Origin of the sequence: Burkholderia sp. MSMB0856 (assembly GCF_001524645.2) — a bacterium.
Lineage (GTDB): Bacteria > Pseudomonadota > Gammaproteobacteria > Burkholderiales > Burkholderiaceae > Burkholderia > Burkholderia diffusa.
Genome location: NZ_CP013427.1, coordinates 2,645,054 through 2,668,149 on the forward strand (window position 1 = coordinate 2,645,054; position 23,096 = coordinate 2,668,149).

Here is a 23,096-nt window from a genome sequence, read left to right on the forward strand (position 1 = left end):
ACAAGGTCAGAAAGCGATGCCGAGCGTCAGGTACGGGCGCACGCTGTGGTTGCGCAGCCCGTACGCGACGTCGACGTTGATCGGGCCGACGGGGCTGCGCCAGCGCGCGCCGATACCGACGCCCGGGTAGAACACCTTCTCGCCCCATGCATCGGTCGCGGTGCCGATGTCGAAGAAGGTCGCGGCGCCCCAGTCGCGGTTGAACCAGTGCTGGTATTCGGCGGTGCCCGTCATCAGGTACTTGGTCGGCAGCACCGAGCCGTCGACGCTGTTGCCGATGCTCTGGTAGCCGTAGCCGCGCACCGAATTCGAGCCGCCCGCGCGAAACAGCAGTGACGCCGGCACACCGGCCGAGCTGCCGCTCGTGAACACGCCGCCGAGCTCCGCGCGGAACACGAACAGGTCGCGCTTGCCGATCGGCACGTACTGCTGGCCGCGCGCGTAACCGCGGATGAAGGTCTGGTCCGTCAACACGCCCTTGATCGCGAAGCCAGCCTCCGCGTGGATCAGGTTGCCCGAGCGCGGGAACAACGGATCGTCGACGTTGCGGCGCGTCCATGCCCACTGCGGCACCAGCGCGCGGCTGGTGGTCGGGCCGGCGCCGTTCTGGTCGAGCCGGTCCTGGTAGAACATCAGCGAATACGCGTAGTCGATGAACTGACCGGTGCGGGTGCGCTGCGCGCCGATCCGCGCGCTGTAGATCCGGGTGTCGGACACGTTGGTGTTCGTGTACGACGCGAGCACGCTGTTGGTCCAGCCTTTCTCGCCGGGCGGCATCGACAGCTGGACCTGGCCGTACTGCTGGATCTGGTCGAGCCGGCCGGACACGGTGAGCGGCCACGCGGCGCCGAACGTGTCGAGATACGTATAGGAGCCCTGCACATGCGGGCCCGTATCGGTCGCGTAGCCGACGCCGCCGCGAATGTTGTTGTACGGAAACTCGCTGACCTTCACGTGCACGGGCGTGCGCTCGGGCTTCGTCGTATCGTCGCCGACGTCGATCGCGACGCTCGCGTAGTACGGCGTGTTCTGCAGCTGCCGCTGCAGCTCGGTGATCCGCTGCACGTCGTAGATCTCGCCTTCCGACAGCGGATTGACGTTCGTGACGATTTTTTCCGGATAGCGGCGCACGCCGTCGACGTCGACCTTGCCGATCGTAAAAGTCGGGCCGCTGTCGAACGTGACGGCCAGCGTCGCGCGCTGCGTGCGCGGATCGACGCGCGCTTCCGACGACGCGATCTTCGCGCCCAGGTAGCGGCGCGACTGCAACTGCCTGAGCGCCGCCCCTTTCGCGCCGTCCCAGTCGGACTGCGTGAACGGGTCGCCCGGCTTCAGCGAGAACGCGAAGCGGGTCGCGGCCTCCTGCTTCGGATCCTCGGTCTCGACCGGGCCCTTGAACGCCAGGTCGACCGTCGACACGACGGTCTGCGGCCCCGGATCGACCGCGACGCGCACGTCACGCTTGCCGTCGCGCGTGCGCACGTCGGTGCGCACGACCGGCGAGAAATAGCCGGCCGTCGCGGTCAGGTCGCGCACCTGCTGCGGCGTGGCGGTCACGAGGAAGTCGAACTGGTCGTCGCTGATGTCGTCGCGCTTGGCGAAGCGCGCGATGTCGAGATGGGCCTCGAGGAGCTTGCGGATCGCGCGCGGCGAGTCGATCTCGACGTCGTACTTCGCATACGCCGGCAGCACGAAGCACGCGGCGAGACAGCCCGCGAGGGCCGCCCGGGCCGCCGCGCCGGCGCCGCGCCGCGCGCGACGACCGTGGTGACGCGCCGCGCGCGGGCTCGCCTCATGCGCCGTATGTGCCTGCTGGTTCACCTGACCCGCCAAATATGACCTCGTCCTCGGTTGGTGATTTTGTGGAAAACCCCGTATTTGACCACAGGGCGGCGGCGCTGCCCGCACGGGCGCCGCTTTGACGCCTGGACGCAACGCGACGCGCGCGAGGCCGGCCGGACGCGCCGCGGGTGTCGCGCCAGCGGATTCGACGCGCGATTGCCGCCGGCTGTTCCCCGCTATGCGGTAAAATCCCGCCATCGCGAACCCGGCGCATCGTGCGCCGCCCGAAACGGAAAGCCAAGCCATGCCGTATCAGTCCGACGTCACGCAATTCCTGAATCAGCTCAAGCAACAGAAGCCGACGCTCGAAGAAGAGCAGCGCAAGGGCCGCTCGCTGCTGTGGGACAAGCAGCCGATCGACCTCGACGAGCGCGCCGAGCAGCAGGAATCGCGCGTGAAGCAAACGTCCTACGTCTACTACCAGAACTTCTGACGACGTGAGCGCCGCCGACGAGGCCAGCGCCGCCCGGCAGGACGACGCGATCGCCGCGCCCGCGGGCGCCGATTCGACGCCCGACACGGTCGACGGTGTCGCGGCGTTCGCACGCCTGTACGGCGAGCCGCTCTTCAAGCTGCCGCAGGATCTCTACATCCCGCCCGATGCGCTCGAGGTGTTCCTCGAGACGTTCGAAGGCCCGCTCGACTTGCTGCTGTACCTGATCCGCAAGCAGAACTTCAACGTGCTCGACATCCCGATGGCGCAGGTCACCGCGCAATATCTGGGCTACGTCGACCAGATCCGCACGTCGAACCTCGAGCTGGCGGCCGAATACCTGCTGATGGCCGCGATGCTGATCGAGATCAAGTCGCGGATGCTGCTGCCGGTCAAGAAGGCCGATACCGGCGAGGAAGCCGAGGATCCGCGCGCGGAACTCGTGCGCCGCCTGCTCGAATACGAGCAGATGAAGCTCGCCGCGCAACGCCTCGACCAGTTGCCGCAGCTCGGCCGCGACTTCCTGCGCGCCGAGGTCTACATCGAGCAGAGCATCACGCCGCGCTTCCCGGACGTCGATTCGGACGACCTGCGCGCCGCGTGGGCCGACGTGCTCAAGCGCGCGAAGCTCGTCCAGCACCACAAGATCTCCCGCGAGGAGCTGTCGGTACGCGAACACATGAGCCTGATCCTGCGACGGCTGCAGAACGCACGCTTCATGGAGTTCGCCGACCTGTTCGACACGTCGCGCGGCGTGCCGGTCGTCGTCGTGAACTTCATCGCGATGCTCGAACTCGCGCGCGAATCGCTCGTCGAGATCACGCAGGCCGAACCGTTCGCGCCGATCTACGTGCGCCTCGCGTACCTGCCCGCGTAACGCGCGCCGCCGCGCCCGCGTCACCCCCGCACACCGAAACACACCGCATCTCGCCGCCGGGCCCGCCCGCGCGGCTCGCTCGCGGTGCGCCCGGCCAAAAAGTGAACGATCGTACTTTTTTCGATGCGTCCGGCGGCCAAATCCTCTACAATCCGCCGACGCCCGATGCGCCGCCCGCGCGCCGGCGTTCTCCGCTTCGACCCCGACGCCGCTGTTGCGGCGCCAACGCGCGCCTGCGCGAGGAACCCGCTACCCGATCATGAAAGTCATCAGCTCGATCCAGGAACTGCGCGACCAGTTGCGCGGCCAGAACCGCACGGCGTTCGTGCCGACGATGGGCAACCTGCACGAAGGTCACCTGTCGTTGATGCGCCTCGCGCGCCAGCACGGCGACCCGGTCGTGGCGAGCATCTTCGTCAACCGGCTGCAGTTCGGCCCGAACGAGGATTTCGACAAATATCCGCGCACGCTCCAGGACGACATCGAGAAGCTGCAGAAGGAAAACGTCTACGTGCTGTTCGCGCCGACCGAGCGCGACATGTATCCGGAGCCGCAGGAGTACCGCGTGCTGCCGCCCGACGACCTCGGCGGGATCCTCGAGGGCGAGTTCCGCCCGGGCTTCTTCGCCGGCGTGTGCACGGTCGTCACCAAGCTGATGTCCTGCGTGCAGCCGCGCGTCGCGGTGTTCGGCAAGAAGGATTACCAGCAGCTGATGATCGTGCGCCGCATGTGCCAGCAACTCGCACTGCCGGTCGAGATCATCGCCGCCGAGACGGTGCGCGACGAGGACGGCCTCGCGCTGTCGTCACGCAACCGCTACCTGACGACCGACGAGCGCAAGGAAGCGCCCGAACTCGCGAAGACGCTGCAGCGCGTGCGCGACAGCGTGCTCGGCGGCGAGCGCGACCTCGGCACGCTCGAGCAGCACGCGCGCACGCACCTGGCCGAGCGCGGCTGGGCGCCCGACTACATCGCGATCCGCCGCCGCGCGAACCTGATCGCGCCGAGCGCCGCCGAACTCGAAGCCGGCGAGCCGCTCGTCGTGCTCGCGGCCGCGAAACTCGGCGCGACGCGCCTGATCGACAACCTGGAAATCTGACGGGCCGCCCGCCCTCGCCTCTCACGCATCACGGAGATACCATGCAGCGCCATATGCTCAAATCGAAGATCCACCGCGCGGCCGTCACGCACTGCGAGCTGCATTACGAAGGCTCGTGCGCGATCGACGAAGACCTGCTCGAAGCGGCGGGCCTCATCGAAAACGAACGGATCGACATCTGGAACATCAACAACGGCGAGCGCTTCTCGACGTACGCGATCAAGGGCGAGCGCGGCAGCGGGATGATTTCGCTGAACGGCTCGGCGGCGCGCCGCGCGCAACTCGGCGACCTCGTGATCATCGCGGCGTTCGCGATGGTCGATGAAGCCGAGCTGCAGGCCGGCTGGAAGCCGAAGCTCGTGTTCATCGACGAAGGCAACAAGATCAAGGGCCATCGCGATCACGTGCCGACGCAGAACTGGACCTGATTCACGCGGCGGCCGGCGCCGCGCAGTCGCCGATGCAGGAAGGGCCTGATCCGTCACGATGCCGGATCAGGCCCTTCTTCATTCATCCTGCTGGATTGGCCTCGCCAGTGTTCGGCCGTCGGCGATCAAGACGCCTTGGCGACCTTCTCCGCTTTCGGCGCGCGACGCTCGGCCCATTCGACGATCGGCCGCCACTGTTCGAGATCCTTCTCGACGCGGCTTTTCGCGACGTCCCACAGCGTCAGGCCGTGCGCGGCGATCTGCACGTAGTTCTGCGTGTCGCGCACGTAGCCGAGCACCGGCAGCCCGAGCCCTTCGACGAAACGGTGCAGCTGGTCGGACGAGCGCGTGCGCGCGTCGACCCGCATCCCGACGATCCCGACCTCCACGCTGCCCTTGCGCACCGCCTTCTCGCCGGCCAGGCGCTCCAGAAACTGCTGGGTCGCGAGAATATCGAACATCGACGGCTGCAGCGGCACGATCACCTTGTCGGCGAGCTGCAGCGCGACGTTGAGCCGGTTGCCGTGCAGGCCGGCCGGCGTGTCGATCACCGCATATTCGAGGCCGCGCGGCGGCTTCGACGGCGCGTCCGGATCGAGATCCCACGCCTCGATCGCCGGCAGACCGGCCGGCCGCAGGTCGAGCCACGCATGCGCGGACTGCTGCCGGTCCAGATCGGCGAGCGCGACCCATGCGCCCTGCGCCGCGAAATAGCCGGCAAGATTGGTGGACAGCGTGCTTTTCCCCACGCCGCCCTTCGGATTCGCCACCACGATGACCGTCATGAATTCCCCCGAAAAAGCCACGCGGCGCCTGCCGCCTGGCAAGCGCCGCTCGATTGCGGATACAGGGAGCGATGATATCGGCAAACGGGGTGTCACCGGAACGGGTTGCGCCGATGCCCGCCCTCTTTTATACGGTTCGCGTCGCGGCACGCGGTGCGCCGAGCGCGAACGCGCCGCCGCCCAGCAGCGCCTGCACGGCCAGCGTGACGGCCCAGAACGCCGGATATTCCCAGCCGCCGTTCGGTGACGCGAAGCTCCAGCCGTTGGGCAGATGCGCGGACACCGCGCCGAGCATGAACGGCAGCAGCACCAGCGCGGCGATCCGTACGCGGAAGCCCACGAGCAGCGCAAGGCCGCCGGCCAGCTCGACGAACGTCGTGACATACGCGAGCCAGCCCGGCAGGCCGATCGACGCGAAGAACTGCGCGGTGCCGGGCAGCGTGAAGACGAACACCTTCTGCGCGACGTGCGCGAGGTACAGCACGCCGAGTGCGACGCGCAGCAGCGTCGCGCCGAGATCGTTGAGACGTTGGGAGTTCATGGCGAATTCCTTCATGAGTGGATGAGAATGGATCGCACTCTATTCGAATCGATTCGACCAATAAACACGCGATATGGCTTTAACTGATTCTCAAAAAGAACGAATCGGGTCGAAAAAAAGGGCATGACCGATCATGCCCCGCTGCCCGTACCCGGCTACGAACCTCAGCCGCCGCTTTTGCCTTGCGTGGCGTCACCCGAACCGGCCGGCCCGCCGCCCGGTGCGTACGAGTCACATGCGTGCGCCGCCGCCGACGCGCCCAGCAGCGCCGCGAGCAGCACGCCCAACCACCATCGAGCCTTCATCGTCGCGCTCCTTCGGGCGGACCTCCGCCCATCTGAGTTGTACGCGATCCGCCGCAAAATGCCAGGCCGGGCACGGCCTGCGTCAGCGGAACTCGGCGTACAGCGCGCGCAAATCGAGATGCTCGGCGAACGAATCGGCAAGCCGCTCCAGCGACGCCTCGCGCAGCGCCGGGTAGTCGATGCGCTCCGCGCCGTCGAGCCCCGCCCACGCGAGCAGTGCCGCGCACGCGTCGGGCGCGTCGAACAGCCCGTGCACGTAGGTCGCGAGGATCTGCCCGTCGGCCGACCGTGCGCCGTCCGCGCGCACGCCGCCCGGTGCGTCGCCCGTCGCCAGTTCCAGAGCGGGCATCGCGAGCGCGGGCCCGCGCGTATCGCCCATGTGGATCTCGTAGCCGTGCACGGCGGCCGCGCCGGGCAGCGCGAGATGCCCGGTCACGTTCTTCAGCGTCTTGTCCGGCTGCAGCGTCGTATTGAAATCGAGCAGTCCGAGCCCCGGCACGCTGCCGGGCGCGCCTTCGAGGCCGAGTGGATCGTCCAGTGTGCGGCCGAGCATCTGCATCCCGCCGCAGATGCCGATCACCTTGCCACCATAGCGCAGATGCCGGCGGATTGCCGCGTCCCAGCCCGTGTCGCGCAACCACGCGAGATCGCGCTGCACGCTCTTCGAGCCGGGCAGGATCAGCAGGTCGGCATCCGGCACCGGGCCGCTCTTCCAGTACGTGAACTCGACCTGCGGATGCGCGCGCAGCGGATCGAAATCGGTATGGTTGCTGATCCGCGGCAGCGCGGGCACGACCACGCGCAACAAGCCGGCGTCGCCGCGCAAGGCGGCGCTGCGCGCCTGCGACGGCAGCATGTCCTCGGCATCGAGCGTCAATCCGTGCAGGTACGGCAGCACGCCGAACACCGGCTTGCCCGTCTGCGCGCGCAGCCAGTCGAGGCCCGGTTCGAGCAGCTTGATGTCGCCGCGAAAGCGGTTGATCACGAAGCCGCGCACGCGCGCGCGCTCGCTGTCCGACAGGCACGCGAGCGTGCCGACCAGATGCGCGAACACGCCGCCGCGGTCGATATCGGCCACCAGCACGACCGGGCAGTCCACGCGTTCCGCGAAGCCCATGTTCGCGATGTCGCCTTCGCGCAGGTTGATTTCGGCCGGGCTGCCCGCGCCTTCGACGAGCACCGTGTCGTAGCCGGCACGCAGCCGCGCGTACGACTCGAGCACCGCGTCGAACGCGACCGGCTTGTAGTCGTGGTACGCACGCGCATCGAGGTTCATGCGCGCCTTGCCGTGGATGATCACCTGCGCGCCGCGATCGCTCGTCGGCTTCAGCAGCACCGGGTTGAAATCGGTATGCGGCGCGACACCCGCGGCGAGCGCCTGCAACGCCTGCGCGCGGCCGATCTCGCCGCCATCGGCCGTCACCGCGCTGTTCAGCGCCATGTTCTGCGGCTTGAACGGCGCGACGCGCGCGCCCGCGCGACGCGCGAGGCGGCACAGGCCCGCGACGAGCGTGCTCTTGCCGGCGTCGGACGTCGTGCCCTGGATCATCAACGTGCCGCGCGGCTGCGGTTCGGGTGCATTCATCGTATGCAAGGTCGTGGCGAAGCAAAGGCCGCATTATCGCCCGCGCCGCCACGCGTGCGCCGTTACAATCACGCGATGATTCCGCACGACCTCACTTTCGTCCTCGGCGGCGCGCGCTCGGGCAAGAGCGCACACGCCGAGCGGCTCGCCGCCGACAGCGGCCGCCCCGTCACCTATATCGCGACCGCGGCCGCGACGGCCGCCGATGCCGAATTCGAACGGCGCATCGCGCATCACCGCGCGCGCCGGCCGGCCGACTGGGGCTTCGCCGACGCGCCCGTCGACCTCGCCGGCACGCTCGCGCGGCTCGACGATCCGCGCGCGTGCCTGCTCGTCGACTGCCTGACGCTCTGGCTCACGAACCTGCTGTGCCCGCTCGACGGCGACGCGCTCGACGACGCGCAGTATGCGGCGCAGGTCGAGCGGCTCGAGCACGCGTTGCGCGGTGCGCGCGCGAAGGTGATCGTCGTCAGCAACGAAATCGGGCTCGGCGTCGTGCCGCTCGGGTCGGTCACGCGCCGCTACGTCGACGAACTCGGGCGCCTGAACCAGCGCATCGCCGCGCTCGCGACGCGCGTGACGCTGCTGGTCGCCGGGCTGCCGCTCGAACTCAAGGCCGGAGCCCCGTCATGCTGATGCTGTCGCTGCCGGTCGTCGCGATGCTCGCGGTCGCGGCCGCGATCGTCGATCGCATCGTCGGCGAACCGGCCGGCTGGCATCCGCTCGTCGCGTTCGGCAGGCTCGCCGCGCGCATCGAAGGCGCGCTGAACACGGGCCGGCGCGGCCGCATGGTCGGCGTCGCCGCCTGGCTCGCGGCGGTGGTGCCGCCGGTGGCCGTCGCCGCGTGGCTCGCGGCCGTGCTGCCCTGGCCGCTCGCGGCCGCGCTGCACGTCGCGCTGCTGTGGTTCGCGCTCGGCGCGAAAAGCCTCGCCGACCACGTCGCCCCGATCGCCGCCGCGCTGCTGCGGCACGACCTCGACGCCGCGCGCGCGCTGACCGCGCGCATCGTATCGCGCGACACCAGCGAAGCCGACGAAGGCGCGCTGTCGCGCGCCGCCGTCGAATCGGCGCTCGAGAACGGCAACGACGCGATCTTCGGCGCGCTCTTCTGGTTCGTCGTCGCGGGCGGCCCCGGCGCGCTGCTGTTTCGGCTCGCGAACACGCTCGACGCGATGTGGGGCTACCGCACGCCGCGCTTCCTGACGTTCGGCTGGGCCGCCGCGCGCCTCGACGACGCGCTCAACTGGATTCCCGCCCGCCTCACCGCCGTGAGCTACGCGCTGCTCGGCGACACGGCCGCAGCATGGCGCTGCTGGCGCACGCAGGCGCGCCACTGGGACAGCCCGAACGCGGGCCCCGTGATGGCCTCGGGCGCCGGCAGCCTGAACGTGCAGCTCGGCGGCCCGGCCGTCTATCACGGCGAAATCGAAGACCGTCCCGCGCTCGGCACCGGCGCGCCGGCGACGGCCGTGCACGTCGTCGCCGCGCTGTCGCTCGTCACGCGCACGCTCGCGCTGTGGCTCGCGCTGCTCGTCGCGGGCGGCGCACTCATCCTCGCTACCCATCATGTCTGACGCACGCATCCCGCACGGCGGCAACCTGCACGAAGCCGCGCGCCGCCACGGCATTCCGTACGACGCGTGGCTCGACCTGTCGACCGGCATCAATCCGGTCGGCTATCCGGTGCCGCCGGTCCCGGCCGACGCATGGCGCCGGCTGCCCGACGATGGCGATACGCTCGCCGCATGCGCGTCCGGCTACTACCACGCGCCCGATGCCGCGCACGTGCTGCCGGTCGCCGGCAGCCAGGCCGCGATCCGCGCGTTGCCCGCGCTGCTGCCGACCGGCGACGCCGGTGTCGCCGCGCTCGCGTATGGCGAATACGCCCCTGCATTCGCGCGCCACAGTCATCGCGTCGTCGCGCTCGACATCGGCGCGGAGGTGTTGCCCGCGTCGCTGCGTCACGTCATCGTCGGGAATCCGAATAATCCGACCGCCGAATTCGTTCCGACCGAACGGCTGCTCGGCTGGCATGCGCAGCTGTCGGCACGCGGCGGCACGCTGATCGTCGACGAGGCATTCGCGGATACGGGCGCCACGCCGTCGCTCGCGCAGTTCACCGATCGTCCGGGCCTCGTCGTGCTGCGCTCGGTCGGCAAGTTCTTCGGACTCGCCGGCATTCGAGCCGGCTTCGTGCTCGCCCGTCCCGAGCTGGTCGCCGCGCTGCGCGACATGCTCGGCGCGTGGACCGTCAGCGGTCCCGCGCGTCACGCGGTCGCCGCCGCATTCGCCGACCACGCATGGCAGGCCGCCGCGCGCATGCGGCTCGCGGCCGACGGCGAACGCCTCGCCGCGCTGCTGCGCATGCACGGCTTCGCAGTGCACGCGACGCCGCTGTTCAGCTGGACCGACGACCCGCGCGCCGCCGCGCTGCACGCGGCGCTCGCCGCGCACGGGATCTGGACGCGATACTTTGCACGACCGTCGAGCGTGCGCGTCGGCCTGCCGGGCAACGAAGCCGAATGGCGGCGCGTCGCCGACGCACTCTCGCAGTGTGTTCCGACGCTGCCACAGGCATCCGCATGACCGCCTGCCTGCTCCGCCGGCTGCCGGCCCTCGCGTCGCTGATCGCGCTCGCGCATGCGCCCTTCGCTCACGCCGACGTGACGACCCGCGACGATGCCGGCAATACCGTCACGCTGCCCGCACCGGCGCAACGCGTGATCAGCCTCGCGCCGCATGCGACCGAGCTGGTCTACGCGGCCGGCGGCGGTGCGAAACTGGTCGGCACGGTCACGTACAGCGACTACCCGCCCGCCGCGCAGGCCGTGCCGCGTGTCGGCGACAACAAGGCGCTCGACCTCGAGCGAATCGCCGCGCTGAAGCCCGACCTGATCGTCGTCTGGCGACACGGCAACGCCGAGCGGCAAACCGATGCGCTGCGTGCGCTGCACATTCCGCTGTTCTTCAGTGAGCCGAAACATCTCGACGACGTGACCACGTCGCTGCGCCGGCTCGGCACGCTGCTCGGCACCGAGCCAGCCGCCGACGCGGCCGCGGCATCGTTCTCGCGCGATATCGCGGCGCTGCGCGCGCGTTACGCGGCACGCCCGCCCGTCACGATGTTCTTCCAGGTATGGGACCGCCCGCTGACGACGCTCAACGGCGCGCATCTGTTCAACGAAGTCATCTCGCTGTGCGGCGGCCGCAACGTATTCGCGGCGCTGAAGCCACTCGCGCCGACCGTCACCGACGAGGCCGTGCTCGCGGCGAATCCGGAAGCGATCGTGACGACGAGTGCCGGCGCGACACGTTCGGACGCCCCGCTGCCGAGCCTCGCGCGCTGGCGTGCATGGCCCGCGCTGACGGCCGTGGCGCGCAACAACCTGTTCGCGATCGACGGCGATCTGCTGACCCGGCCATCGCCGCGGATCGCGCAAGGCGCGGCCGCGCTGTGCGAGGATCTCGACGCCGCCCGGGCGCGACGGCCGGCGCGCTGATTCCGGGCTTCGATGCCCTTCCGCGCGTCAGGCGAGCAAGCGGTCGCCTAAGCGTCCCAGTGGACGACGTCCCATGTGCGGGCGGCATCCTCCGTCCGCAACCAGACGACGCCGCTCGTCGGCACCGGTCGCGACAACAGCGTATCGAGCGGCACGCGCAACGCATGCGACGCGAATGCGCGAATCACGCCTGCGTGCGTGAGCGCCCATTGCGGCGCGTCGGTCCGCGCGACCGCGTCCGCAGTCCGCACGACGCGCGCGGCGAACCGTGCGACGCTTTCGCCGCCATGCGCGCACGCATGCATCAGGTCGGCCGCCCACGCATCGAGCGCCGCGCGGTCGATATCGTCCCAGCGCCGCAGCTCCCACGCGCCGAAGTCCATTTCCTGCCAGCCCGCGTCACGCCGCAGCGGCACGTCGAACGCCTGCGCGAGCCGCTCGGCGACCGACGCGCAACGCGTCAGCGGGCTCGTCCAGACCTGCCCGGGCAACGGCGCCCCGAGCGCCGCCAGACGCTCACGCACGGCCCGCGCCCCCGCCTCGGCCGACGTGGCGAGCGGCACGTCGCTGCGTCCGTAGCAAACGCCCGGTTCGACATCGACGGCCGGATGGCGAATCAGGACGAGATCCATCCGAGCACCACGAGATAGATCGCCAGTTCGCTCAACTGCTGCGCGAAGCCGAGGCAGTCGCCCGTATACCCGCCGATCCGCTTTACGAAATAGCGGGCCGCCCATGCGCGCACGAGCGCGAGCGCGACGAGCGCCGCGAGGCCCGCGCGCCAGTCCGGCCAGAACAGCCACGGCAACCCGAATGCGGCCGCGATCCAGGCCGCGCGTGCGCCCATGCGTTGCGCGACCGGTTTCGCCTTGCCTTCCGGCCGGACATAGTCGAGCGACATCAGCAAGCTCACGGCCCCCGCGCGGCTCGCCGCATGCGCGGCGATCATCGTCCACGCGGCGCGCAGCGGCGGCATGGCCGCGAGCGCCTGCCATTTCAGGCCGAGCGCGATCACGAGCGCGACCGCGCCGAACGTGCCGATTCGCGAATCGTGCATGATGCGCAGCACGTCGTCTCGCGCGTAGCCGCCGCCGAACGCATCGCAGCTGTCGGCCAGGCCATCCTCGTGGAACGCGCCGGTCGCAAACAGCGTCGCGGCCATCGACAGTCCGACCGCGATCGACGCGGGCAACACGCGCAGTGCCGCGAGATAGACGAGCGCGCCCCACGCGCCGACGCACGCGCCGACCAGCGGGAAGTAACGTGCGGCCTGGTCGAGATCGCCGGCGGCGTAGCCGATCGCGCGCGGCACCGGCACGCGCGTGAAATAGCCGAGCGCGACGAAGAAATAGCGCAGTTCGGCGCGTACACCGTTCGCGCGCTCAGGCGTCACGATTGTCGACGCCTGCGGATTCGAAGCTCGCCATCTCGGTAAGGAACGCGACCGCCGCGCGCACCAGCGGCAGCGCGAGCGCGGCGCCCGTGCCTTCGCCGAGGCGCAGGTCGAGCGCGAGCAGCGGCTTCGCGCCGAAATGCTCGAGCATGCGGCGATGCCCGGCCTCGTGCGACGCATGCGAGAACACGCAGTAGTCGCGCACGCCGGGCGCGATGCGCTCGGCGACGAGCAGCGCGGCCGTGGCGATGAAGCCGTCGACGAGGATCGTCATCCGCTCGCTCGCGGCCGCGAGATACGCGCCCGTCATCATCGCGATCTCGAAACCGCCGAACGTCGCGAGCACATCGAGCGGCGCGATCGCATGCGAATGCCGGACGAGCGCGCGGCCGAGCACCGCGCGCTTGTGCGCGAGCCCCTGGTCGTCGAGGCCCGTGCCGCGCCCGACGCACGCGTCGATCGGCACGTCGAGCAGACGGCTCATCAGGCACGCGGCCGACGACGTGTTCGCGATCCCCATTTCGCCGAAGCCGATCACGTTCGTGCCGAGCGAGGCGTGCAGGCGCACGCGCGCCGCACCGGCGGCGAGCGCCGTCTGCGCCTCGTCGGGCGTCATCGCCGGTTCGGCCGCGAAGTTGCGCGTGCCGCGCGCGACGGGCAGCGACACGAGCCGGTCGGACACCGGCAGCGGTGACGCGACGCCCGCATCGACGATCTCGAGCACGCTCTGCGCGACGCCCGAGAACGCGTTGATCGCCGCGCCGCCGGCCAGGAAGTTCGCGACCATCTGCGCGGTGACCGCCTGCGGATACGGGCTCACGCCCTCGGCCGCGATCCCGTGGTCGCCCGCGAACACGATCGTCACCGGACGCTGTACGTGCGGCTTCTCGGTGCGCTGGATCAGGCCGACCTGCAGCGCGAGCGCCTCGAGCTGGCCGAGACTGCCGGGCGGCTTGGTCTTGTGATCGATCACATGCTGCAGGCGCTTGCGCAGCGTCTCGTCGAGCGGCGCGATCGCGGGCGGGAAGTCGGTCGGATTCGTCATCGGAAGGTTGCCTCGTTGGCGCGGCCGGTGCCGCGCATCGAAAGAAGGAAGTTCATCGTCGCTCGGGCCACGCAGGCAGCAGCGCGTCGCGGCCATTCTCGCGGATCAGCACGAGCGGATAGCCGAACGCGTCGCTCGCGCGTGCCGGCGTCAGCACGTCGTGCACGGGGCCCGCCCACGCATGGCCGCGGCCGTCGAGTAACAGCGCGTGCGTCGCGTAACGCCGCGCGAGATTCAGATCGTGGCATGAGAACAGCACCGTGCGCGGCCCCGCGTCGAGCCATGCGCTCAGCGCGGTCAGGCCATCGATCTGGTGATGCAGGTCAAGGTGGGCGAGCGGTTCGTCGAGCAGCATCAGCGGCGCATCCTGGCACAGCGTCGCGGCCAGCGCGACGCGCTGCCGCTCGCCGCCCGACAGCGACAGCACGTCGCGCGACGCGAGCGCGGTCAGCCCGAACGTCGCGAGCGCGTCGCGCGCGGCCGCGCGGTCGCCGTCGCGCTCCCAGCCCCAGCCGCCGAGATACGGAAAGCGGTTGAGCAGCACCGTGTCGAATACCGTCGCGCTGAACGCGTCGTGCAATTGCTGCGGCATCAGTGCGCGGCGCCGTGCGAGCTGTTCGGGCGGCCATGCGGCGAGCGGCCGGCCGTCGATCTCGACGTGGCCGCCGGCCGGTCGCTGCAGGCCCGCGAGCGTCGCGAGCAGCGTCGTCTTGCCTGCGCCGTTCGGCCCCGCGACACACCAGATCTCGCCGGGACGGAACGCCTGCGTGAAGCCGTCGAGCAGCGTCCGTTCGCCGGCCGTCAGCGTGAGGTCGATCGCCGCATAGGTCATTTCGCCGGCAGCGTGCGGTGCGGCGTGCGTCATCGCATCGGTCTCCTCAGCAACATCCACAGGAACACCGGCACGCCGATCAACGCGGTCATCACGCCGACCGGCAATTGCGCGGGCGCGATCGCGGTGCGCGCGAGCAGGTCGGCGGCCATCACGCCGCCGCCGCCCGCGAGCATCGCGGCCGGCAGCAGCATGCGCTGGTCGTTGCCGAATGCGAGCCGCAGCGCGTGCGGCACGACGAGGCCGACGAAACCGATCGTGCCGGCCGTCGTCACCGCGGCCGCTGCGGCCAGCGACGCGACGAGGTAGATCCGCACGCGAACTCGCGCGACCGGCACGCCGAGCGCGAGTGCGGTCGCGTCGCCGCGCAGCAGCACGTTGAGCTGCGGTGCGGCCGGCAGCGCGACGCATGCGGCCACCAGCAGCGCCCCCCATGCGAACCACGGCGCCGTCACGCCGTTCAGGTCGCCCGTCAGCCAGAAGATGATGCCGCGCAGGCGCGCATCGGGTGCGAGCGACAGCAGCAGCGTGACGAGCGCGCCCCACCCGGCCGCGATCACGACGCCCGTGAGGAGCAGCCGCGGCGACGCGTCGCGCGAGTCGCCGCGCCACAGCTCGCGGCGAGCAAGGCCGAGCACGAGCGCGACCGACACGAGCGCGCCGGCGAATGCGGATGCATCGACGAGCCACCACGCGCCACCCGCGATCATCGCGACGAGCGCGAAGCCGGCCGCGCCGCCGGATACGCCGAGCACATACGGCTCCGCGAGCGGATTGCGCAGCAGCACCTGCAGCAGTGCACCGGCCAGCGCAAGCAACGCGCCGCACGCGAACCCCGCGAGCGCACGCGGCAGCCGCAGCGTGCGCACGATGTCGGCGAACAATGCGTCGCCGCCGTGCGGCACGAGCGACGCGAGCGCCTGCCACGGCGACATCGGCACGCTGCCGATCGACAGCGATGCGACGAACAGCAACGCGACCACGGCCGCGAGCGCGGCCCAGATCGCGGTGGCACGCGCGGCGCTCATGCGCCGCACGGCGTCGCGCTGCGACGTGTGGCAGGTATACGCAAGCTCGTCATCCTCGTCGAACAGGTTGTTGATGCATGCACGGGCGACCCGCGACCCGGTGATATCGTCGCGCGCGCGGCGCGGATGCCGTGCCCGTGTGCGGCAAAGCGAGCGATGCTCGGCCGATGGCACACAATAGCGCGCGCCACGAACGGCACCCCGATTCCCGCGTTTCGCCGATCGTATCCCGCAAGCGATCGGCCGGCCGAACGTCGGTCGCACCGGCGTGACACGACCACGACCCATCGAGCCGCACCTGCGTGCGGCCGACATTCTGCGCAATATAGTGGAAGCCGCCGCATCGGGTCGATCGGCATCGCGGTTGCGTCGCCGTCACGCATGATCGGCGCGGTGATCGCGACTTCCGGCGGCAACGGTGCGTCGGCGCGCGGCGCGACCGGTCCCGGCGCCGCAACGCCTGCGTCGTCGATCCGGGCGAGCCAGCCGCCGCCGCGATGTGCACGACGGCGGGATGCGGCACGCCGCGGCATGCGCCGGAGGCCGTGCGGACGATTAGGGTCAGCATCGAAGACAAGTCCCGTGAAGCACTGCGCACCCCGCTTCCCCGCAGGCCGCGCGTCATGAAGCCGTGCAGGCTCCTCGCCTCGGCCGGTATCCGGGCTGGCGGCGTACCGGCTCGCCTTCCCGCGCGAATCACGCGCAGTGGCCCGCGCCCGCGTGCGACCTGCACGCGAAACGCGCCCGAGCCGGCCTGCGTCGTCCGACGCGGCCGCTTACCGTTGCGGGGGCAGCGCAGGTTGGCGATCTCCATGCGGAGCGCGCGCCCTGCTTCCCGTTTAACCGCGCGACGCACGCGCGAGCACCGAGGCGGCGCCAGTTTAGGAGCGGGTCGCGCGAGCGTCAAGAAAGCGGCCGAACGTATGCCGGGAGCGCGCGGCGAACGCGCCGCAGCCGCGTATTCGCGGCAAGAAGCCGGGGTGTTACGACTGGAAACGTTACAGATGTCGGAATGCGCGTTATTCCGCGCTAAAATGCTGGGTCTTTAGAGGACGCAGCAAATGCTCAACGAACTCGAAACCTTATCTCAAAATATTGGCCGTCTGATCTCGCTGAACAAGCGCTATCACTCGGAACGGCTCGCGCTCGAGGAGCAAGTCGCGCAAATGCGCGCGGAAGCGGACACGGTCCGCGCGGAACTCGCGCAACTGCGCGACGAACGCAACGCGCTCGCGGCCGAGCGCGACACGCTGTCGGCAAAGATCGATGACGCCCAGGTCAAACTGAACGCGATTCTCGAAAAACTGCCGCGCACGAAGAGCGCGGAGCAAGCCGACAACCAGCTCGACCTGCTGGATGCGCAGGCGCGCACGGATGGCGACGACGCGGCCAGCCACGGAGAACATGCATGAGCACCAAGCAGATCGAAGTCTCGATTCTCGGTCAGCCCTATCGGCTCGCCTGTTCGGCCGAGACCGAAGCGGCGCTGCTCGAGGCCGTCGCACGTGTCGACGCCGAAATGTCGAAGATCCGCGCGAACAGTTCGGTGCGCGGCACCGACCGTATCGCGGTGATGGCGGCCCTGTCGCTCGCATCCGAATTGCTGCGACTGCAAACGAGCGTGCGTCACGGTGAAGCATTTCCGGCGGAAGAAATCCGTCGTACAATGCACCAGATGAACGAACAGCTCGGCGCGGTGCTCGCACAGCACGAGACGCAGTAACGTTTGATCGATGCGTCGATTCCCCTTGATCTCGGCGATCAACGGTGGTCAAATTGGCGCAACGAAACACAGTTCAGTCAGCTTCCCTGCCTGGTTCGCCAAGGTCATATATTCCTTGAACCAATGCCATGTGCACGGTTGCGGAAATTTGTAGCACGGGCGCGCGCGTCACTCTGTCTGATGTACCCGAAGTGCTGCTAACTGCGACCAATTCTGAACCTCAGGTTCAGGATGCCGGCCTAGCGGCCAAGGCGGGGGCCTATCCAACGGCATCGGGGAACCCCGATGCCGTTTCCTTTTTCAGGGTCTGTTTGCATGCGGAACGCGCATGCAAACAGACCTTCATGCCCTTTCTGCGTCGATTACGATCCATGCAATACTGGCTCATGAAGTCCGAACCGGACGAAGCAAGCATTGACGATCTCGCGCATGCGCCGCAGCACTCGCTGCCGTGGACCGGTGTGCGCAACTATCAGGCGCGCAATTTCATGCGCGACACGATGAAGATCGGCGACGGCGTGCTGTTCTATCACTCAAGCTGCCCCGAGCCGGGCATCGCGGGCCTCGCCGAAGTCTCGTCGACGCCCTACCCCGACCCCACCCAGTTCGATCCGAAAAGCCCGTATTACGATCCGAAGTCGACGCAGGAAGCACCGCGCTGGCTGCTCGTCGACGTGCGCTTCGTGAAGAAGTCGCCGCTCGTGCCGCTCGCCACGCTTCGCGAGCATGACGAACTCGCCGACATGCGCGTGCTCGCGCGCGGCAACCGGCTGTCGATCACACCCGTCACGCGCGCCGAGTGGCGCTTCATCACCGAAAAGCTGATGAAGTAGGCGCACACAGTCGGCGCACGCGTCGGTCCACGCAACAGACACACGCCAAAGGTCAAATCCGGTCAATATGCGCCGCCGCCACGGAACTCGCGGCGCGTTCGTGCAGCCTAAGCAACCGCTGTCGCCCGATCGGGACGACGGCCGTTTTTTCGTCGCGCGGTACGCCCGCGTCGCGCACGCGTGATCCGCATGCGCGCCCTCGCACAAGGAGTCCAACAATGACCAAGAAATCCGCACTCGCGCTGTCGCTCGCCCTCGCCGCCGCCGTGCCCGTCGCGCTGACGCTCGCGTCGCCGGCCGCGCACGCGCAAACCGCGAACCCGCACTTTCCGGAACCGGCGGGCGTGCTGTCGCTGTCGTCGCAGGCCAGCGCCGACGTGCCGCAAGACATCATCCACATCACGCTGTTCTACGAACAGCAGGCGAAGGACCCGGGCAGCCTGACGTCCGCGCTCAACCAGCGCGCCGACGCGGCGCTCGCGCAGGCGAAGGGCGTATCGGGCGTCACCGCGCACACCGGCGCGTTCTCCGTGTATCCGAGCACTGATCGCGACGGCAAGATCTCCGCATGGCGCGGCCGTACGGAAGTCGTGCTCGAATCGCGCGATTTCGCGGCGGCGTCGAAGCTCGCGGGCCAGTTGTCGAACCAGATGCAGATCGCGAACGTCGAGTTCTCGCTGTCGCCCGAAGCGCAACGCGCGGCCGAGCAGAAGCTCACGACCGAAGCGATCAAGTCGTTCCGCGCGCGCGCGGACGAAGCCGCGAAGGCCTTCGGCTACAACAGCTACTCGATCCGCGACGTGAACGTCGGCGGCAGCCGCAACGTGCAGCCGTACCCGCGCATGATGGCGATGGCCGCGGCACCGATGGACAGCGCGAAGATGAGCGCGCCGATCGCGGTCGAAGGCGGCAAGGCGACCGTGTCGGTCACGGTCAACGGCTCGGTGCAGATGAAGTAACGCACGTCGCGCACCGCGCGGCAGATGTGAAAACGCCGGCCTTCGGGCCGGCGTTTTTCGTTCGGGATCCTGCAATCGATGCGCACACCGATCGTGCGCATCCGCATCGCATCACGCGTCATGCGTCACACGGCTCGCGCATGACGCGACCGCATGACGCATGCAACATCAAGCCGCCACACTCGCCGCGCGGCGACGATACGCCCACACCAGCAGCGCGATGCCCGCGAGAATCATCGGCAACGACAGCCACTGCCCCATCGACAGGCCGAGGGCGAGCAGGCCGAGGAAGTCGTCCGGTTCGCGCGCGAATTCGACCGTGAAGCGTGCGAGCCCGTAGCCGATCAGGAACAGCGCGGATATCGCGCCCATCGGCCGCGGCTTGCGCGAGAAGACGAACAGCACGAAGAACAGCGCAATGCCTTCGAGCGCGATCTCGTAGAGCTGCGAAGGATGGCGCGGCAGCATCTGGTACTGCATGAACACGTCGGCAAGGTGCCACTGCTCGACGAGCGCCGGATGCTTCGGCAGCCATGCCGCGTCGTCGCGCATTGCGCCCGGGAACAACATCGCCCAGGGCGCGTTCGGATCGGTCACGCGGCCCCACAGCTCGCCGTTGATGAAGTTGCCGAGCCGCCCGGCCGCGAGCCCCGTCGGCACCATCGGCGCGACGAAGTCGGTGACCTGCAGCCAGTGGCGCTTGCGCTGCCACGCGAACAGCGCCATCGCGAGCGTCACGCCGAGAAAGCCGCCGTGGAACGACATGCCGCCTTCCCACACCTTGAACACGTCGAGCGGATGCGAGAAGTAGAAGTCGGCCTTGTAGAACAGCACGTAGCCGAGCCGGCCGCCGAGCACGGTGCCGAGCACGCCGTAGAACATCATGTCGTCGATGTCCTTGGCGGTCCAGCCCTGCGCCGCGACGTGCGGCAGCTTCAGGCGGATCCGGCCGACGACAATCGCCGCGATGAAGCCGACGAGATACATGAGGCCGTACCATCGTACGGCCAGCGGCCCGAGATGGATCGCTACGGGGTCGAAATTCGGGTGAATGATCATGGGTTAGCGATGAAGTTTTCGAATGCGGTACGGCGCGCCCACCGGCGCCACACCGCGCATTGGACGGCGCCGGCGCGCCATCGTTCGCATCATGCGGCGAGACCGTGCGCGCGCACGACGTCGATGAAGCCGGCGAGCACGGGGCTGACATCGCCCGTGCGCCACACGAGGCCCGTCTCGACGACCGGCGCGTCGCCGGCGAGCGGCCGGTAGACCACGCCGGTGCGCCGCAGGTTACGCAACGACTGCGGCACCAGTGCGACGCCCATGCCGGCCGACACGAGGCTGACGATCGTCTGCATCTGGATCGCCTCCTGGCCGATGCGCGGGGTTTCCCCCGCCGCGCCGTAGCAGCCCGTAATGATGTCATAAAAGCCGGGCGCCAAACGACGCGGGAAGATGACGAGCGGCAGCGCGGCCAGCTCGGCCAGACGCACGGGTTCGTCTTCGGGCACGCCGGGCGCCGCGGCCGCCGGCATCGCGACCACCAGCGGCTCGCGCACGACCGGCAGGTACGACAGCCCGGCCGCGTGGCGCGGCGGTACCGGTGGAATCACGAGCCCCGCGTCGATGCGGCCCGCGACGAGTTCGTCGATCTGCACGTCGCTCGTCGCCTCCGCGAGTTGCAGCCGCACCTGCGGATAGCGTGCGCCGAACGCGCGCAGCAGCGACGGCAGCAGCCCGTAATCGGCGGTCGACACGAACGCAAGCGACAGCGAGCCGGCTTCGCCGCGCGCGAGACGCCGCGCGAGCGGTGGCAGCGCGTCGGCCGACGCGAGCAGCCGGCGGACGTCGGGCAGCAGCGCCGCACCGACCGCCGTCAGCGCGACCGAGCGCTTGGTACGCGCGAACAGCGCGACGCCGAGCGCGTCCTCCAGCGCCCGAATCGCTTGCGACAGCGGCGGCTGCGTCATCGACAGGCGCTCGGCCGCACGGCCGAAATGGCGCTCGTCGGCAACGGTCACGAAATAGCGCCACTGGCGCAGATCGGGCGTCGGGTCAGCCATATTTCACTCAATCGCAAAACGACTTAATAAGCGACAAATAATATATTGGACATCCCAAACCGGAAACTCCATTCTTGATTGATCCGAACCGGCGCGCCGTTCGCGGGCGTCGCCAATACAACGATGGAGTCCCCCATGCCGTACAACCGTCGCTCGAAGCACATCACGCAAGGCGTGGCCCGCTCGCCGAACCGCTCGATGTATTACGCCCTCGGCTACCAGAAGGACGATTTCGACAAGCCGATGATCGGCATCGCGAACGGCCATTCGACGATCACGCCGTGCAACTCGGGCCTGCAGCGGCTGTCGGACGCGGCCGTCGCGGCGGTGAAGGCGGCCGATGCGAACCCGCAGATCTTCGGCACGCCGACGATCTCGGACGGCATGTCGATGGGCACCGAGGGCATGAAGTACTCGCTCGTGTCGCGCGAAGTGATCGCCGACTGCATCGAAACCTGCGTGCAGGGCCAGTGGATGGACGGCGTGGTGGTGGTCGGCGGCTGCGACAAGAACATGCCCGGCGGGATGATCGCGCTCGCGCGCCTGAACGTGCCGGGCATCTACGTTTACGGCGGCACGATCCGCCCCGGCCACTGGAAGGGCCGCGACCTGACGATCGTATCGTCGTTCGAGGCGGTCGGCGAGTTCACCGCGGGCCGGATGTCGCAGGAAGATTTCGAAGGGGTCGAGCAGAACGCGTGCCCGACGTCGGGGTCGTGCGGCGGGATGTACACCGCGAACACGATGAGCTCGTCGTTCGAGGCGCTCGGCATGTCGCTGATGTACTCGTCGACGATGGCGAACCCCGATCAGGAGAAGGTCGACTCGGCTGCCGAATCGGCGCGCGTGCTGGTCGAGGCCGTGAAGCGCGACCTGAAGCCGCGCGACATCATCACGAAGGCGTCGATCGAGAACGCGGTGTCGCTGATCATGGCGACCGGCGGCTCGACCAACGCGGTGCTGCACTATCTCGCGATCGCGCATGCGGCCGAGGTCGACTGGACGATCGACGACTTCGAGCGCATCCGCAAGCGCGTGCCGGTGATCTGCGACCTGAAGCCGTCGGGCCAGTACGTCGCGACCGACCTGCACCAGGCCGGCGGCATCCCGCAGGTGCTGCGGATCCTGCTCGATGCGGGGCTGCTGCACGGCGACTGCATGACGATCACCGGCCGCACGATCGCCGAGGAGCTGAAGGATGTGCCGGGCGTGCCGCGCGCGGACCAGAAGGTGATCTTCCCGATCGATCGCGCGCTGTACAAGGAAGGGCATCTCGCGATCCTGAAGGGCAACCTCGCGGAAGACGGTGCGGTCGCGAAGATCACCGGCCTGAAGAACCCGGTGATCACGGGCCCGGCGCGCGTGTTCGACGACGAGCAAAGCGCGATGGACGCGATCCTCGGCGACCGGATCCGCGCGGGCGACGTGCTGGTGCTGCGCTATCTCGGCCCGCAGGGCGGCCCCGGCATGCCGGAAATGCTCGCACCGACGTCGGCGATCATCGGCAAGGGGCTCGGCGAATCGGTCGGCTTCATCACCGACGGCCGCTTCTCGGGCGGCACCTGGGGGATGGTGGTCGGGCACGTCGCGCCCGAGGCCTTCGTCGGCGGCACGATCGCGCTCGTGCAGGAAGGCGACTCGATCACGATCGATGCGCACCGGCTGGTGCTGCAGCTGAACGTCGACGACGCCGAGCTCGCGCGCCGGCGCGCTGCATGGAAGCAGCCGGCGCCGCGCTACACGCGCGGCGTGCTCGCCAAGTACGCGGCCCTCGCGCGCCCGGCGAACAAGGGTGCCGTCACCGGCTGACGCGGCACGCGGG

General features: G+C 69.2%; 25 protein-coding genes, 1 other RNA gene and 1 riboswitch. Of the genes, 14 read left to right on the forward strand and 12 right to left on the reverse strand.

Annotated features, from left to right (window positions below; all coding sequences use genetic code 11):
- Nucleotides 1-6 precede the first annotated feature (6 nt).
- Nucleotides 7-1,833: an autotransporter assembly complex protein TamA gene (locus WS87_RS13585; protein ID WP_059820255.1), complete on the reverse strand. Its 1,827-nt coding sequence runs from the start codon at nucleotides 1,831-1,833 to the stop codon at nucleotides 7-9.
- Between the two features lie 253 nt (nucleotides 1,834-2,086).
- Here WS87_RS13585 and WS87_RS13590 point away from each other — a divergent pair, with 253 nt between their 5' ends.
- The 4 genes from WS87_RS13590 (at nucleotide 2,087) to panD (ending at nucleotide 4,679) form a co-directional block, all read left to right on the forward strand.
- Nucleotides 2,087-2,275, forward strand: a complete 189-nt coding sequence (locus tag WS87_RS13590; protein WP_044849219.1) for a DUF3460 family protein — start codon at nucleotides 2,087-2,089, stop codon at nucleotides 2,273-2,275.
- A 4-nt stretch (nucleotides 2,276-2,279) separates the two neighbouring features.
- Complete coding sequence (locus WS87_RS13595; RefSeq protein ID WP_059527573.1) at nucleotides 2,280-3,152, forward strand: segregation and condensation protein A; 873 nt, start codon at nucleotides 2,280-2,282, stop codon at nucleotides 3,150-3,152.
- 259 nt (nucleotides 3,153-3,411) lie between these two features.
- Complete coding sequence (gene panC, locus WS87_RS13600; RefSeq protein WP_044849221.1) at nucleotides 3,412-4,251, forward strand: pantoate--beta-alanine ligase; 840 nt, start codon at nucleotides 3,412-3,414, stop codon at nucleotides 4,249-4,251.
- 41 nt (nucleotides 4,252-4,292) lie between these two features.
- On the forward strand, nucleotides 4,293-4,679 hold the full coding sequence (panD, locus tag WS87_RS13605) for an aspartate 1-decarboxylase (protein WP_006484038.1): 387 nt from the start codon (nucleotides 4,293-4,295) through the stop codon (nucleotides 4,677-4,679).
- Between the two features lie 125 nt (nucleotides 4,680-4,804).
- Here the strand turns inward: panD and WS87_RS13610 are convergent, their stop codons facing one another.
- The 4 genes from WS87_RS13610 to WS87_RS13620 all read right to left on the reverse strand — a co-directional run bounded on the left by WS87_RS13610 (nucleotide 4,805) and on the right by WS87_RS13620 (nucleotide 7,895).
- On the reverse strand, nucleotides 4,805-5,464 hold the full coding sequence (locus tag WS87_RS13610) for a ParA family protein (protein WP_059527575.1): 660 nt from the start codon (nucleotides 5,462-5,464) through the stop codon (nucleotides 4,805-4,807).
- 127 nt (nucleotides 5,465-5,591) lie between these two features.
- Nucleotides 5,592-6,005 (reverse strand): DoxX family protein, encoded by a 414-nt coding sequence (locus tag WS87_RS13615; RefSeq protein ID WP_059820292.1) that lies wholly within the window; start codon nucleotides 6,003-6,005, stop codon nucleotides 5,592-5,594.
- Nucleotides 6,006-6,169: 164 nt separating this feature from the next.
- The gene (locus WS87_RS33980) at nucleotides 6,170-6,310 is read right to left on the reverse strand and encodes a hypothetical protein (RefSeq protein ID WP_175907982.1); all 141 of its coding nucleotides are present in this window, start codon (nucleotides 6,308-6,310) and stop codon (nucleotides 6,170-6,172) included.
- Nucleotides 6,311-6,392: 82 nt separating this feature from the next.
- Nucleotides 6,393-7,895 (reverse strand): cobyric acid synthase, encoded by a 1,503-nt coding sequence (locus tag WS87_RS13620; protein WP_059820254.1) that lies wholly within the window; start codon nucleotides 7,893-7,895, stop codon nucleotides 6,393-6,395.
- A 75-nt stretch (nucleotides 7,896-7,970) separates the two neighbouring features.
- Between WS87_RS13620 and cobU the strand changes: the two genes are divergently transcribed.
- The 4 genes from cobU to WS87_RS13640 are packed head-to-tail and all read left to right on the forward strand — an operon-like array spanning nucleotide 7,971 to nucleotide 11,395.
- Nucleotides 7,971-8,531, forward strand: coding sequence for a bifunctional adenosylcobinamide kinase/adenosylcobinamide-phosphate guanylyltransferase (cobU, locus tag WS87_RS13625; protein ID WP_059692270.1), 561 nt, complete (start codon nucleotides 7,971-7,973; stop codon nucleotides 8,529-8,531).
- On the forward strand, nucleotides 8,525-9,469 hold the full coding sequence (gene cbiB / locus WS87_RS13630; RefSeq protein ID WP_059820253.1) for an adenosylcobinamide-phosphate synthase CbiB: 945 nt from the start codon (nucleotides 8,525-8,527) through the stop codon (nucleotides 9,467-9,469). Before cobU ends, cbiB begins: the two co-directional genes overlap by 7 nt.
- Nucleotides 9,462-10,481 carry a threonine-phosphate decarboxylase CobD gene (gene cobD, locus WS87_RS13635; protein ID WP_059820252.1) on the forward strand — a complete coding sequence of 340 codons (1,020 nt, stop codon included), beginning with the start codon at nucleotides 9,462-9,464 and terminating at the stop codon, nucleotides 10,479-10,481. The genes cbiB and cobD overlap by 8 nt, the downstream gene beginning before the upstream one ends.
- Nucleotides 10,478-11,395: a cobalamin-binding protein gene (locus WS87_RS13640; RefSeq protein WP_059820251.1), complete on the forward strand. Its 918-nt coding sequence runs from the start codon at nucleotides 10,478-10,480 to the stop codon at nucleotides 11,393-11,395. The genes cobD and WS87_RS13640 overlap by 4 nt, the downstream gene beginning before the upstream one ends.
- A gap of 47 nt (nucleotides 11,396-11,442) precedes the next feature.
- Here WS87_RS13640 and cobC read toward each other — a convergent pair whose 3' ends face one another.
- Genes cobC through WS87_RS13665 form a run of 5 tightly spaced genes read right to left on the reverse strand, consistent with a single transcriptional unit; the run spans nucleotide 11,443 to nucleotide 15,693 of the window.
- Nucleotides 11,443-12,027: an alpha-ribazole phosphatase gene (gene cobC / locus WS87_RS13645; RefSeq protein WP_059820250.1), complete on the reverse strand. Its 585-nt coding sequence runs from the start codon at nucleotides 12,025-12,027 to the stop codon at nucleotides 11,443-11,445.
- Nucleotides 12,012-12,788: an adenosylcobinamide-GDP ribazoletransferase gene (locus WS87_RS13650; RefSeq protein WP_059820249.1), complete on the reverse strand. Its 777-nt coding sequence runs from the start codon at nucleotides 12,786-12,788 to the stop codon at nucleotides 12,012-12,014. The genes cobC and WS87_RS13650 overlap by 16 nt, the downstream gene beginning before the upstream one ends.
- Nucleotides 12,778-13,833: a nicotinate-nucleotide--dimethylbenzimidazole phosphoribosyltransferase gene (gene cobT / locus WS87_RS13655; protein WP_059820290.1), complete on the reverse strand. Its 1,056-nt coding sequence runs from the start codon at nucleotides 13,831-13,833 to the stop codon at nucleotides 12,778-12,780. The genes WS87_RS13650 and cobT overlap by 11 nt, the downstream gene beginning before the upstream one ends.
- A gap of 52 nt (nucleotides 13,834-13,885) precedes the next feature.
- Complete coding sequence (locus tag WS87_RS13660) at nucleotides 13,886-14,698, reverse strand: ABC transporter ATP-binding protein (protein WP_059820248.1); 813 nt, start codon at nucleotides 14,696-14,698, stop codon at nucleotides 13,886-13,888.
- Complete coding sequence (locus WS87_RS13665) at nucleotides 14,695-15,693, reverse strand: FecCD family ABC transporter permease (protein ID WP_059820291.1); 999 nt, start codon at nucleotides 15,691-15,693, stop codon at nucleotides 14,695-14,697. The genes WS87_RS13660 and WS87_RS13665 overlap by 4 nt, the downstream gene beginning before the upstream one ends.
- Nucleotides 15,694-16,325: 632 nt before the next feature.
- Nucleotides 16,326-16,578, reverse strand: a riboswitch (cobalamin riboswitch).
- A 176-nt stretch (nucleotides 16,579-16,754) separates the two neighbouring features.
- Between WS87_RS13665 and WS87_RS13670 the strand changes: the two genes are divergently transcribed.
- The 5 genes from WS87_RS13670 to WS87_RS13690 all read left to right on the forward strand — a co-directional run bounded on the left by WS87_RS13670 (nucleotide 16,755) and on the right by WS87_RS13690 (nucleotide 19,208).
- Nucleotides 16,755-17,105, forward strand: a complete 351-nt coding sequence (locus tag WS87_RS13670; protein WP_059527607.1) for a hypothetical protein — start codon at nucleotides 16,755-16,757, stop codon at nucleotides 17,103-17,105.
- Nucleotides 17,102-17,416: a cell division protein ZapA gene (locus tag WS87_RS13675; protein WP_011885730.1), complete on the forward strand. Its 315-nt coding sequence runs from the start codon at nucleotides 17,102-17,104 to the stop codon at nucleotides 17,414-17,416. The genes WS87_RS13670 and WS87_RS13675 overlap by 4 nt, the downstream gene beginning before the upstream one ends.
- 80 nt (nucleotides 17,417-17,496) lie before the next feature.
- Nucleotides 17,497-17,678: non-coding RNA, 6S RNA (gene ssrS, locus WS87_RS13680), on the forward strand.
- A gap of 109 nt (nucleotides 17,679-17,787) precedes the next feature.
- Nucleotides 17,788-18,249 (forward strand): EVE domain-containing protein, encoded by a 462-nt coding sequence (locus WS87_RS13685; RefSeq protein WP_059820247.1) that lies wholly within the window; start codon nucleotides 17,788-17,790, stop codon nucleotides 18,247-18,249.
- Nucleotides 18,250-18,467: 218 nt separating this feature from the next.
- Nucleotides 18,468-19,208, forward strand: coding sequence for an SIMPL domain-containing protein (locus WS87_RS13690; RefSeq protein WP_059701886.1), 741 nt, complete (start codon nucleotides 18,468-18,470; stop codon nucleotides 19,206-19,208).
- A gap of 168 nt (nucleotides 19,209-19,376) precedes the next feature.
- Here WS87_RS13690 and lgt read toward each other — a convergent pair whose 3' ends face one another.
- Nucleotides 19,377-20,267, reverse strand: a complete 891-nt coding sequence (lgt, locus tag WS87_RS13695) for a prolipoprotein diacylglyceryl transferase (RefSeq protein ID WP_059820246.1) — start codon at nucleotides 20,265-20,267, stop codon at nucleotides 19,377-19,379.
- An 89-nt stretch (nucleotides 20,268-20,356) separates the two neighbouring features.
- Nucleotides 20,357-21,274 (reverse strand): LysR substrate-binding domain-containing protein, encoded by a 918-nt coding sequence (locus WS87_RS13700; RefSeq protein WP_059820245.1) that lies wholly within the window; start codon nucleotides 21,272-21,274, stop codon nucleotides 20,357-20,359.
- Between the two features lie 135 nt (nucleotides 21,275-21,409).
- Here WS87_RS13700 and ilvD point away from each other — a divergent pair, with 135 nt between their 5' ends.
- Nucleotides 21,410-23,083 (forward strand): dihydroxy-acid dehydratase, encoded by a 1,674-nt coding sequence (gene ilvD, locus WS87_RS13705; RefSeq protein ID WP_059820244.1) that lies wholly within the window; start codon nucleotides 21,410-21,412, stop codon nucleotides 23,081-23,083.
- Nucleotides 23,084-23,096 lie beyond the last annotated feature (13 nt).

Coding starts and splice junctions, on each gene's coding strand:
- WS87_RS13590 (WP_044849219.1), top strand. CDS start 2,087: ATGCCGTATCAGTCCGACGTCACGCAATTCCTGAATCAGCTCAAGCAA.
- panC (WP_044849221.1), top strand. CDS start 3,412: ATGAAAGTCATCAGCTCGATCCAGGAACTGCGCGACCAGTTGCGCGGC.
- panD (WP_006484038.1), top strand. CDS start 4,293: ATGCAGCGCCATATGCTCAAATCGAAGATCCACCGCGCGGCCGTCACG.
- WS87_RS13610 (WP_059527575.1), bottom strand. CDS start 5,464: ATGACGGTCATCGTGGTGGCGAATCCGAAGGGCGGCGTGGGGAAAAGC.
- WS87_RS13615 (WP_059820292.1), bottom strand. CDS start 6,005: ATGAACTCCCAACGTCTCAACGATCTCGGCGCGACGCTGCTGCGCGTC.
- WS87_RS33980 (WP_175907982.1), bottom strand. CDS start 6,310: ATGAAGGCTCGATGGTGGTTGGGCGTGCTGCTCGCGGCGCTGCTGGGC.
- WS87_RS13620 (WP_059820254.1), bottom strand. CDS start 7,895: ATGAATGCACCCGAACCGCAGCCGCGCGGCACGTTGATGATCCAGGGC.
- cobU (WP_059692270.1), top strand. CDS start 7,971: ATGATTCCGCACGACCTCACTTTCGTCCTCGGCGGCGCGCGCTCGGGC.
- cbiB (WP_059820253.1), top strand. CDS start 8,525: ATGCTGATGCTGTCGCTGCCGGTCGTCGCGATGCTCGCGGTCGCGGCC.
- cobD (WP_059820252.1), top strand. CDS start 9,462: ATGTCTGACGCACGCATCCCGCACGGCGGCAACCTGCACGAAGCCGCG.
- WS87_RS13640 (WP_059820251.1), top strand. CDS start 10,478: ATGACCGCCTGCCTGCTCCGCCGGCTGCCGGCCCTCGCGTCGCTGATC.
- cobC (WP_059820250.1), bottom strand. CDS start 12,027: ATGGATCTCGTCCTGATTCGCCATCCGGCCGTCGATGTCGAACCGGGC.
- cobT (WP_059820290.1), bottom strand. CDS start 13,833: ATGACGAATCCGACCGACTTCCCGCCCGCGATCGCGCCGCTCGACGAG.
- WS87_RS13660 (WP_059820248.1), bottom strand. CDS start 14,698: ATGACGCACGCCGCACCGCACGCTGCCGGCGAAATGACCTATGCGGCG.
- WS87_RS13665 (WP_059820291.1), bottom strand. CDS start 15,693: ATGAGCGCCGCGCGTGCCACCGCGATCTGGGCCGCGCTCGCGGCCGTG.
- WS87_RS13670 (WP_059527607.1), top strand. CDS start 16,755: ATGCTCAACGAACTCGAAACCTTATCTCAAAATATTGGCCGTCTGATC.
- WS87_RS13675 (WP_011885730.1), top strand. CDS start 17,102: ATGAGCACCAAGCAGATCGAAGTCTCGATTCTCGGTCAGCCCTATCGG.
- WS87_RS13685 (WP_059820247.1), top strand. CDS start 17,788: ATGCAATACTGGCTCATGAAGTCCGAACCGGACGAAGCAAGCATTGAC.
- WS87_RS13690 (WP_059701886.1), top strand. CDS start 18,468: ATGACCAAGAAATCCGCACTCGCGCTGTCGCTCGCCCTCGCCGCCGCC.
- lgt (WP_059820246.1), bottom strand. CDS start 20,267: ATGATCATTCACCCGAATTTCGACCCCGTAGCGATCCATCTCGGGCCG.
- WS87_RS13700 (WP_059820245.1), bottom strand. CDS start 21,274: ATGGCTGACCCGACGCCCGATCTGCGCCAGTGGCGCTATTTCGTGACC.
- ilvD (WP_059820244.1), top strand. CDS start 21,410: ATGCCGTACAACCGTCGCTCGAAGCACATCACGCAAGGCGTGGCCCGC.